At 72.2% G+C, this 10395-nt stretch carries 5 protein-coding genes; all 5 read right to left on the bottom strand.

The annotated features are described in order from the left end of the window. Nucleotides 1–2: 2 nt before the first annotated feature. From D7Y15_RS39885 to D7Y15_RS39865, 5 genes are read right to left on the bottom strand one after another with little or no spacing between them, the layout of a single operon-like run. Nucleotides 3–2426 (bottom strand): hypothetical protein, encoded by a 2424-nt coding sequence (locus D7Y15_RS39885; protein WP_121755836.1) that lies wholly within the window; start codon nt 2424–2426, stop codon nt 3–5. Between the two features lie 3 nt (nt 2427–2429). After that, nucleotides 2430–7145, bottom strand: a complete 4716-nt coding sequence (locus D7Y15_RS39880) for an MG2 domain-containing protein (RefSeq protein WP_121755835.1) — start codon at nt 7143–7145, stop codon at nt 2430–2432. Beyond that, on the bottom strand, nt 7142–8740 hold the full coding sequence (locus D7Y15_RS39875) for a hypothetical protein (protein WP_172814827.1): 1599 nt from the start codon (nt 8738–8740) through the stop codon (nt 7142–7144). The genes D7Y15_RS39880 and D7Y15_RS39875 overlap by 4 nt, the downstream gene beginning before the upstream one ends. Next, nucleotides 8737–9369, bottom strand: a complete 633-nt coding sequence (locus D7Y15_RS39870) for a DUF1175 family protein (protein ID WP_121755833.1) — start codon at nt 9367–9369, stop codon at nt 8737–8739. The genes D7Y15_RS39875 and D7Y15_RS39870 overlap by 4 nt, the downstream gene beginning before the upstream one ends. A gap of 30 nt (nt 9370–9399) precedes the next feature. Next, on the bottom strand, nt 9400–10305 hold the full coding sequence (locus D7Y15_RS39865) for a DUF2135 domain-containing protein (RefSeq protein WP_121755832.1): 906 nt from the start codon (nt 10303–10305) through the stop codon (nt 9400–9402). Nucleotides 10306–10395: the final 90 nt, after the last annotated feature.

Here is a 10395-nt window from a genome sequence, read left to right as displayed (position 1 = left end):
ACTCAGGGGGTGGGAGACCGGGTGCCCCAGGCTCCAAAGGCGCGCTCCAGGAGGGCGTCGCTGGAGAGGCCGGGACTGGCCTTGGCGGCTTCGACGTCGAGGCCTTCGCCGTGGCCACGGCCCTGGCCTTCGAAGAGGACCTGGGGTCCGTCGAAGGAGGCGCGCTGGGGGCAGGAGGGGAGCTTCAGGCCGGCGCGCAGCGTGTCGCACGGGAGGGAGCGCGCGTCCTCGTAGGGCGCGACGGGGGTGCCTTCGGTGCGCAGGTAGCGCACGCGGCCGGACTCGAAGCGCAGGGAGACGAGGTTCGTGCCGAGCAGGGCCTCCACCTCGGTCCGGGGGCGGGCTTCGCGCCACGGGGTGTCGCCGCCCTGCGAGAAGGTGAGCCACGCGTCCCACTTCAAGGCTGGGAGCTGGAGGGCGCGGGTCTCTTCCGGACGGATGCGCACGGTGCCTCGGAAGGCCTGGCAGTGGGTGGTGTCGCAGAGGGCGCGGCCGGAGTGGCGGGTGTCGGCGTGGCGCTCGTTGTGCGCGGCGACGCGGGCCAGGGCGACGCGGGCTTCGCCCTTGAGCGTGACGTCCTCGGCGGCGACGACCCCGGCGGTGTACTGCACGCGCGTGGTGCGGAAGACGAAGTCGGAGCCACGCCGGGCCTTGAGGGCGCTGGGCGTGGTGGGCACGCCGGGTGGCGGGCGATACGGCGGAGGCGTGGACCAGGTGAAGACGCCCGCGTAGTCGCGGCCACCGTCGGGGCCGTCCGGGAAGCGTATGCGCCACGGGCTGCCCAGGCAGACGGAGGGGCCCTTCGCGGTGAGCGCATCCAGGCGCGAGAAGTCCGGTGGCGCGGCGCGCGGAGTGCCGTCATCGAGGGAGAAGCCGGCGCCCGAGCAGCGGGCCTCCACGGTCGCGGAGGGCAGCAGGCCGAGCACCTGCACTCGCGCGGCCTCCAGTCCCGCCTGGCGGCGCACGCGGGTGAGGAGCGCGGGGAGTTCATCCACGAAGTGCCGGGGCATCTTGCCGGGTCGCACGATGACGGCGACGAGGTCCGCGTCCACGGCGGCGATCCATCCAAACTGCGGGCGGCTCGCGGCGTCGCGCACGGTGCCCGTCTTGGTGGCGACGCCCTTGAGGGCCTTCGATGTGGAGAGGCCACTGAGCGTGCCTTCGTCCACGTTGCCGGTGAGGAGCGCGAGCACGTCCGGCCGCGCCTCCGCGAGCAACCGGTACGCCTGCGCCATGCCCCACGGAGACAGGCCATGAGCGGAGCGGAGCCCGATGGCCTCCGTCATGTCCGTGGGCAGGCCGGTGAGCCCCACGGAGGACAGCACGGGGCCCCAGACACCGAAGGCCTTCGGTGCGAGGCCCGTGGCCTCCCAGTCCAGGAACCAGCCGTTGCACGAGCGCAGGAGCGCGAGCCGCGCGTCCACCTTCGCAGGCAGGCCCGCGCCGCAAGCCCACTCCTGCACGCCCTGGCGCGGCGCGAGCAGTGGGGGCGCGTTGGCCTCCGGAGCAGCATGCCCCGCACCTTCGGGTGTGGCGGCCGCGGTCTTCGCAGGTGCGCCGGACTCCACACGGCCCGAGCCCAGGAGTGCGGTGCCGCGCCCCTCGGGTGCAACGACCGTCATCGAACGTGCGCCGGAGCCGCTGGCATCGCCAGGCGAAGCACCTCCTCGCGCGACAACGGTTCCCGCCGCGTACAGGAACGGCTTGAGCGTGGAGCCATAGGGCACCGCGCGGCGCACGTCGCCCTCCGAGAACAACACCTCTCCCGAGTGCCGGCTCACCACCACCGTGGCCGCCTCGGGCGCGAGCACCGCCACGTCCGCCAGCTCCTCCACCGTCAGGGGCGCTGCCCACCGCGCTCCGTCATGACACTGGCGCAGCCTGCGCGTCAGCGCGGCGGGAAACCCCGTGTGCTCACCCAGGATGCGCGCGAGTCCCCTTCTCGCTCGCGACGTGTCCACCGCTGGCGCGCTCGCCACCTCCTTCGCCGCGCGCGACAGCGATTGATAGGGACCGTCACGCCACGCGGGCAGCTCGCCGCTCACCGTCAGCGCGAAGGCTTCGTGGAAGAGCCGGTCCTCACTGGACGCGGGACAGGCCCACCACAGCAACTGATGCGCCAGCTCATGCCGCAGCGCCGTGCGCGTCTTCGCGTCCAGCACGCCGGGCGTGTTCTGCCGCAGCTCCACCACGCCGGGCCGGCCCTGCGCGTTGCGCTCGGGAGTCAGCGACGTGCCCTTCTGAATCGTCACGGTGGCGGGGGCCCTCGTGGGAAGGCCACCCGCCTGCGCCGCGTATTGCGCCTCCAGTGACGTCCATGCGGCCTGGGCCTCACGGCGCAGGTCCGCCTCGGGCGTCACATCCCCCCGAGTGACGAAGGTGGGCGAAGCCGACAACAGCACGGCGACGGCGACGGCCCACCCCATGGGCTACAGGTCACTCACGGACGTCTTCGAGGGCACCACCTTCAACACGTCCGACGCCGTGCGGCCCCGGATGCGCGCCGAGTACATGTCCTCGATGGTCGCGGGCGGCGCCGCGAACGTGCCCGCGAACTGCGCGCGCATCACGTAGCCCACCGTGCGAGGGCTGTCGCTCCACCACGCCGGTTCCTCGAAGAAGAACGTCGCGTGCGAGGGGTCCAACTGTCGGCGCTTGAGCGCCTCCGGAGCCAGCGGCAGCGAGTGCGGCGGACCGCGGAAGGACTTGTCCTCCTGGAGCGGGACGAAGCCCGCCGGAACCGCGTCCTCCACCACGTAGTACGCCGAGCGCGCCCGGTTCTCCCCGCGCGCGTCCAGCGTCAGCTCCACGTAGACCTCTTCGCCCTGCGTCACCTGCACGCCCGCGTCCAACTTCACCTTCCCGCCCTCGCGCAGCACGTAGTACGCGCGCTCCACGGACATGCCGTTCACGCGCGGCTGTACGTCCTTGAGCGGCGTCATCGCGGCGGCGCGCAGCGTGGCCACGCCATCGAAGCCACCCACGTCAACCGTGCGAGTCCCCGCCGGCAGCGTGGCCACCAGGCCCATGCCGCGCGTCGTGAACTTCACCGGCGCCGAAGCACCCTTCACCTCCGGCGGCGCCATGCCCTTGAACGCCTTCGCGTCACGCTCCACCAGCCAGAGCGAGTGCAACAGCGCCGTGCTCCGGTCGAAGGTGGACAGGCCCGGCTCGCTCAGCATCTCCAGGATGCGCTTGCGCGCGCGCGTGACATCCAGCGACCCGAACGACGCCGCGTGCGCGGTGATGGCGGTGAGGCCCACGCGCCGCAGCGGGAAGCGGTAGAACGCCTCGGACATCTCCGCGTCGCCCCGGAGCCCCGCGAGCTTCGCGAAGCCCTCGCCGCTCTCCTTCACCAGCCCCTGGATGCGCCCCTGGAGGCCGGGCTCCTTCATCACGCCCGCCTTCTCCGCGGCCAGCACCGCGAGCGCCAGCGGGTACAAATCCCCCGGCTTCGCGGCCTCCACCAGCGCGCGCACCCGAGCCGCCTGACGCGGACCCTGCAGGCGCGCGAGCACGTAGGCGCGCGTCGCGTCGTACTCCGTCGACAGGCCCTCCTGCGCCTCCAGCCACTTCGCGCTCTCCTGGATGCGCGCGTCGTCGCGGTCCACCAGCCCCGCCTCGGACGCGTACGACAGGCCGTCCAGCGCGATGAGCGTGAGCGGCAGGCTGGGCTCGCTGTAGCCACCGAACCAGGTGAAGCCACCGCCCTTCACCGCGAGCCCCAGGATGCGGGCCGTGCCCTGCACGGAGCGGCTGCGCGCCTCCGCCAGCAGCGCCTGCGAATCCGTGTCCAGCTTGTCCAGCGCGCCCGCCTTCTGGAGCACCTGGTACACCGCCACGTTGGGCACCGTCGTGGAGACCAGTTGCTCCAGGCACCCGTACGGATACGTGAGCAGCTCGCGCACGTTGGAGAGCGCCGCGTCCACCGTGGACGGCTGGAGCACCAGCTCCACGCGCGTCAACGCGGACGCCTCCGGGGCCTCCAGCGCCAGCGCGCCGCCGCCCCACGCGCTCACCTGCACCGCGTCCTCCACGGCGGCCGGGGCCACGTCGAAGCGCTTCAGGTCGCGCAGCGGATCCTTGCCGCCCACCACGTCCACGGAGAGCTGCGCCGGGCCCGTCTTCGACGCGTGCAGCGTCACCGGCACCACCTGCTCGCCGCCCTCGCCCAGCTCCACCTTGCGCTGGAGCGCGTCCGCCTGGAGCGCGCCGCCCGGCTGCAACCGCACGTCCAGCACCTGGCTGCCCTTGGACTTCGTCCCCGCGGACAGCCGCACGGACGCGAGCGCCTCGTCGCCCTCACGCAGGAACTGCGGCAGCGCCGAGTAGACGTTCAGCCCGCCGCGCGTGGCGAACTCCGCCGTGCCCTCACCGAAGCGGCCGGACGTGTCCGCCGCCACCGCCGTCACCACCCACAGCGTCTGGTTGGAGGGCAGCGTGAAGCGCACCGTCGCGCGCCCGTCCCGGTCCGTCACCACCGCGGGGTCCCAGTGCGCCGTGTCCTTCTCCAGGTCCTTCGCGCTGCGGGTGGGCGGCTTGATGGACGCGAACGCGTGGTCGGGCAGCCCCGCCATCTTGCGCGCCAGCTGCTCGCCGTAGCCGTAGCCCTGGAACTCCGCCGAGTAGAAGTTCGTCACGTTGTCGCGCGCCGGCGGATAGAAGAAGTCCAGCACGCCAGGGCGGAACTCGGACTGGATGGCGTAGACGGCCTTGTCCACCACGCCCACGGACAGCTGCGCGGACACGCCGTTGCCGTCGCTATCGGTGACGCGCACGTCGATGGCCTGCTCCGTGAGCGGCAGCGCCTCCGCGCGGCGAGGCTGCAGCGCCACCGTGAGCGTGCGCTCCTTGGGCACCACGCGGAACGCCACCGTGCGCTCCTCCCAGCGGCCCGTCGCCGTGGGGTACGCCACGGACGCGTACACCGCGCTGCCGAAGCGCTTCTCCACCGGGAAGGAGTGCACCAGCGTGCGGCCCTTCAACCGCACCACCGCGGTGCCGTACAGGTTCGCGCCCGTCAGCGTCACCCACACGGGCCCCACGTCCTTGCCGTCCTGGCCCCAGCCGTCCGGCATGAGCGCCACCAGCTTCGCGCTGTTGCCCGGCTCCAGCGTGCCGGACAGCGACGCGAGCGTGAGGTTGGGCACCTGAGCCACGGGCTCGTCCGCGCCGCCGATGACGAGCAGCGACTCCTCGCCCGTCCACTCCTCGCCCTTCTTGTCCTTCACCGTCACGCGAGCAAGCACCCGGCCCACGTCCGTGGTGGGCACCTTCTGGCGCGACGTGCCGTCCTGCTGCGTGGTGAAGGTCTGCGTGCCCAGCGTCTTCTCGCTGCCGTCCGCGCGGACCAGCACGAAGTCCACCTCGCCCGTGGTGACGCCGTAGCCCTTGCCGGACAGCGTGGTGGCGCGCACGGACAGCTGCGCGTCCGAGCCCTTCTGCACCACCGCATCCGAGAACCGCGCCACGCCCAGCACCTCCACCTTCGACAGGAAGAAGGCGGCGGTGCCGGTGGCGAACGTCTCCTGATCATCCCGCGCGCGCACGGTGAGGCTGTAGCGGTACGGCAGCCGGTCCTCGCCCGCGCCGAGCGGGGGCACGGCGACCTCCACCTGGGCCTCGCCCTCCGCGTCGAACTCGCTCGCGGAGGACCACGGGTCGCCCGCGGCCTGGCGCTCCGCGATGGACGAGTACAGCCGCTCCGGCACGCTCAGCTTGCCCTCGCTGCTGGAGGCGGAGCCGTACGTCACCGCGCTGCCCTGGCCGCCGCGGCCGGAGTCGTCCACCCACGCGGGCGCGTCCAGCAGGCTGCGGTAGAGGAACACCTCGTACTTCGCGCCCTTGGGAACGCCGCCCGCGTAGCGGCGCGCGCGCACCGTCACGCTCACCGTCTGGCCGGGCACCACCGTCTCCGACGCGGGCTGCACCTCCAGGTAGAACGTGGGCTTCACGTAGTCCTGCACGCGCGCCTCGCCCTGGTGGGGGTGCTCGTCCAGGTCCGCCTCGATGCGCAGCACGCCCGTGCCCAGGTCGGCCGGCACCTTCAGCGTGCCGTTGAACGCGCCGAACTCATCCACCGCCGCGCGAGTGATGATTTCACGGCCCTCCTGCGACATCAGCTTCACGCGCACGTCGCGCTTCTTCGGCGTGAAGAGCCGCGCGAGGAACGTGTCCGGCTGACGGACGAGCCCGCGGAACTTCACCTCGTTGCCCGGCTTGTAGACGGGCCGGTCGCTGTAGATGAACACGTCCGGCGCCACCGCCAGCGTGGAGTAGAAGTCCGTGTCCACGATGGCCGTGTCCTTCCCGGACGTCACCGTCGCGATGATGCGCGGCTCCGTCACCGCCAGCGTCACCTCGCCCTTGTCGTCCGTGGTGCCCGCGGGGCCCTTGCCCGTGGGCAGGTACACCTGCACCTGCGCCTTCGCGCGCGGCTGCTGATCCCTCCCCGCCACGCGCACCAGCACCTGGCCGTCGGTCTGCTTGAGCTGCACGGTGACGTCGCTGACGACGAGCACCACCTGCCCCTCCACCCGGCCCTGCACCAACTGGAGCACGTAGGTGCCCGCGGGCAGCGGCGCGAGCAGCACGCGGCGCTCCTGGAAGCCGCTGCTGCTGTCGCCCGTGTCGAAGCCCGGCACGTTGAAGTCCCGGTTGGCGCCGCCCAGGTCCAGGTTGAGCCACTGGCTGCGCACCACGGAGAAGCCCGGCGGCGTGCCCACCAGCTTCTCCGGCCCTTCCGCCACCTTCGCCAACGGCTCGCTGGACGAGGACTCTCCCGGCGGCGGCGGCAGCGACGTCCCCACCTCCTGGCGGAAGTCGGGCGACAGCGCCTCCATCAGCACGATGCCCGGCGAGCGCACCGCGTTGAGGCCGCGGCTCAGGCCACGGCCCGGGTTGAGCAGCGTGGGCGGCGTCTCGTACGCGCGCCGCAGGTCGCCCTGCGCGCGGATGAACGCGTCCAGGTTCGCGGGCTGGAGCACGCGCAGCTCGACGGGGCCCTTGTCCTCGAAGGCGACGTCCACGGCCACCGGCTCACTGCTGCCGTAGGAGCGCGGGACGGTGATGTAGAGCGGCTTGGCCAGCGCCACGCCGGACAACAGGAGCGCGGCCAATGCCGCGAAACGCACGGAGGTCTTCATGTCCCAAATCCTTCCGACGCCATGACGTAGCCCTGCGCGTTGCCGCGGAAGCCCAGGTACGGCAGGGCCTCCAGGTCGCGGCGGGCCGCTTCGATTTCAGGGGGCAGCGCCTTGGGCATGGGCGACGAGCGGTCCACGCGCGCCTCGGACGTGTAGCCGTCCATGGCGAGCCCGCTGAGCAGCCGCCCCATGTTGACGCCCAGCAGCACCGTGGAGGGCGCGCGCAGCCCCGCCACCACGGGGCCCGCGGCGTTGAGCATGTTGGGGGCGCGGCCTTCGCACGCCTTCTGGAGCCGCTCCACCTCCTGCTGGCTCGTGGCCAGCACCACGTGCTTGCACAGCGTGGTGCGCACCAGCGTCCGCGCGCCGCCGGAGAACAGCGCGGACAGCCCCTCCGCGTCCTCCTCATCGCCCCACAGCAGGGCCAGCTCTGGCTCCATCGACGCGCTTCCGCGCGGCGTCCACGCCAGGGCCACCTGGCGCATGCGCATCTGGGCCCGGCTTTCGCCCTTCCAGAAGGCCTTGAGCTGCGCGGGCTCCAGCGACTCCGGCAGCGTGAGCCGGAACGCGAACAGCACCGGCGTGTCTTCGGGCACCAGCTTGAGCAGGTCGTCGGAGAGGGGCTTGCCGACGGCCACCGACATCCCGCCGACCTTCCCGGCGATGCCCTTCGCCACCAGCCGGTCGCCGTCCACGCGCAGTTGCAGCCGCGTGTCCTCGCCCAGGCCCAGCACGTGGGTCAAGAGCTGTGCCTCTCGGCCGTAGGCGTTCGGGTCGAAGCCCACCTCCACGTCCACGCCACTGTCCGCGTCCAGCTCCGGCAGCGCCGTGCAGAGCGCCTGGAGCACCACCACCGGGTGCCGCGACAGCACCAGCCGGTCCGCGGAGCGCGCGGCCCACACCGTCTGCTCGGCGACGAGCCAGCGCGACAGGTGGAAGCCACCGTCCGGCACCTTCTCCCCGCCGGTCGGGCAGCTGTCCGCGACCATCTCTCCGCGCTTCGCCACGGAGTCCAGCGCGTCCCATGCCGACTGCGACGTCTTGTTCGCCTTCGGCACGATGAGCGCGGGCGTGCCCACGCGCGCGTCGCCAGAGAACCACACCGTGCGGAACGGCGTGTCGAGCAACTGCCCGACGACGACGTCCAGCACCGCGCCCTTGAAGGACGCCTTGAGGTCGGTGCCGGTGGAGCCCAGGAACGCGGCCCAGCCGCTCGCGAAGCCCTGGCCCAGTGGCTTGTCCCACTGAGACTTCAACCACGCGTTGCGCGCCAGCGCGTCGCGCACCTTCACGGGCGAGTGCACGTCCACCCAGATGGCGGGGAGCGCCGTGGCGCCGGGCACCTCCATCTTCGTGGGCTCGGAGGACACCTCCGGCATGCCCTCCACGGTGGCGCCCGCGGACGGCGGGCCCTTGGGCTCACCGGAGGAGAAGGCGGGGCCGGAACCGCCACCGCCGCTGCTCTTGCGGCCGATGACGAAGGCCCCCACGCCCACGCCCACGACGATGGCGCCGATGAGCGCGATGCGCACGGCGGACGAGGGGCCCTTGCCTCCGCCTCCAGCGGGGGTCGGCGGGCTCACGGGAGACGTCATGACATCCACTCCTTGAAGCGGAAGAAGCCGAGGAAGGAAGCGTTGGCCGGCACGGGGCGCCACTCCAGCGGCGCCTCGGTGGCGAGTGAGTCCAGGATGCCGGTGCGCACGCGCGCTCCAGCCTCACCGGGGTGGTAGACGACGCGCGCGGGTGCATGGGCCCGGTCCTCCGGGCGCACCACGAGCATCAGGTGGAAGACGGGGCCCGCGTCGTGCTCCTGGCGGAAGGCCACCACGTCCCCGGTGCGAAGCTGCTCGCGCGCGTCCACGCCCCGGCCCAGCGGAACGAAGCTGCGGCTGATCAGCGTCTCCGCGTCCGCGAAGTCGGAAGGTCCGCCGCGCGTGTCCTTCCACAGCGGAGAGGCGAGGCGCTCGGAAGCCACGCGCCGGTACGCCGTGCGGTACGCGTAGCGGATGAGGCCCGCGCAGTCGCGCTGCGCCGGCTGCCACGCGGCGTCCGGAGCCTTCACCTGCGCGAGCGCCACCTGCGCGACCTCCCGGCGGAGCAGCCGCGCGCGAGTCTCCGCGGCCACGGGCTCCGACGCGATGACCGCACCTTCACGCACGGGGGCCGTCCCGGACGGAGCGGGACCCGCGTTCAACAACAACGTGAGCATCAGGACGCGCATGGCGGGGCCGAGCCGGGAGCGCCGGTCGCTTCAGTAGCCTTCGTCTCCCCCACCGCCACCGTCACCACTCTTCTGGAGCTCCTTGACCGCCTCCTCCAGGTTCGTGGGCCAGCCGTTCCCCTTGGGCTTCGGATCCGCGGACGGCACGTACACCTCCGCCTGCCCGTCTCCCAGGATGTTCACCCACGCGAGCACGCGCGTCGTGCCCGGCGTCGCCAGCGGGATGCGCACGCGGCGGCGGACCTCGCCCGGCGTGCCTTCAAAGAGCGCCAGGTTGAGCGTGGCCACCGTGTGCGCCTTGTCACCGCTGGGCCAGTAGTTCGTCGCCACCAGGTACACGCCCTTCGGCGGCGCGCGGTGGATGTAGAGGTACGGGCCGTATGCCGGCTGGTCGAAGTCGCCGCCCTGCTCGTTGAGGAAGAACGTGCCGCCGGACGGGCTCTCCGTGTTCGCCCAGTACACGTGCGCCATGGACGTCACGTCCAGCGTGTCACCCGCGCTGCTCGCGTCCGTGGGCTCGTAGATGTGCAGGTCCGTGTAGACGCCGTCCGTGTCGCTCGTGAGGATGGCCTTGAGCGGCACCGAGGGCACCTGCGCGTAGCTCGTCGCCTGCGCGCGCGCCGTGCCACCCTTGTTGGTGGCCATCACCGTCACCACGTTCTTGCCGCTGGCCGCGGGGAACTTGCGGCTGAAGCGCCCCCCTTGGGTGCGCATCAGGTAGCGGTCACCGTTGATGGACACGACCACCGGATCCACCGAGGGGTCGCTCACCGTGCCTTCGATCTTCAGCATCCGGTCCACCGTCCACCCGCCGGACGGCGCGCTCAACACCACCTTGGGAACCGTGTCGCCCCGGCCAATGGGCACGCCCTGCTGGCGGGTGGAGACCGACGGCGCCGTCTGCGTGAGCAGCCCGGCGAGAAGGACGGAGAGCATGGTGGAGCCTGCGAACCTGAAGGTGAGCTGCGCGAACCGCGTGTCCGCGAAGGGACACAGCGTGCGGCAAGCCCCTACCCCTTTTCAAGC

The sequence above is a fragment of the Corallococcus sp. AB030 genome (assembly GCF_003668965.1).
GTDB lineage: Bacteria > Myxococcota > Myxococcia > Myxococcales > Myxococcaceae > Corallococcus > Corallococcus exiguus.
Note: the sequence above shows the minus strand (reverse complement) of the source record. Positions and strands in the feature narration are given on the sequence as shown.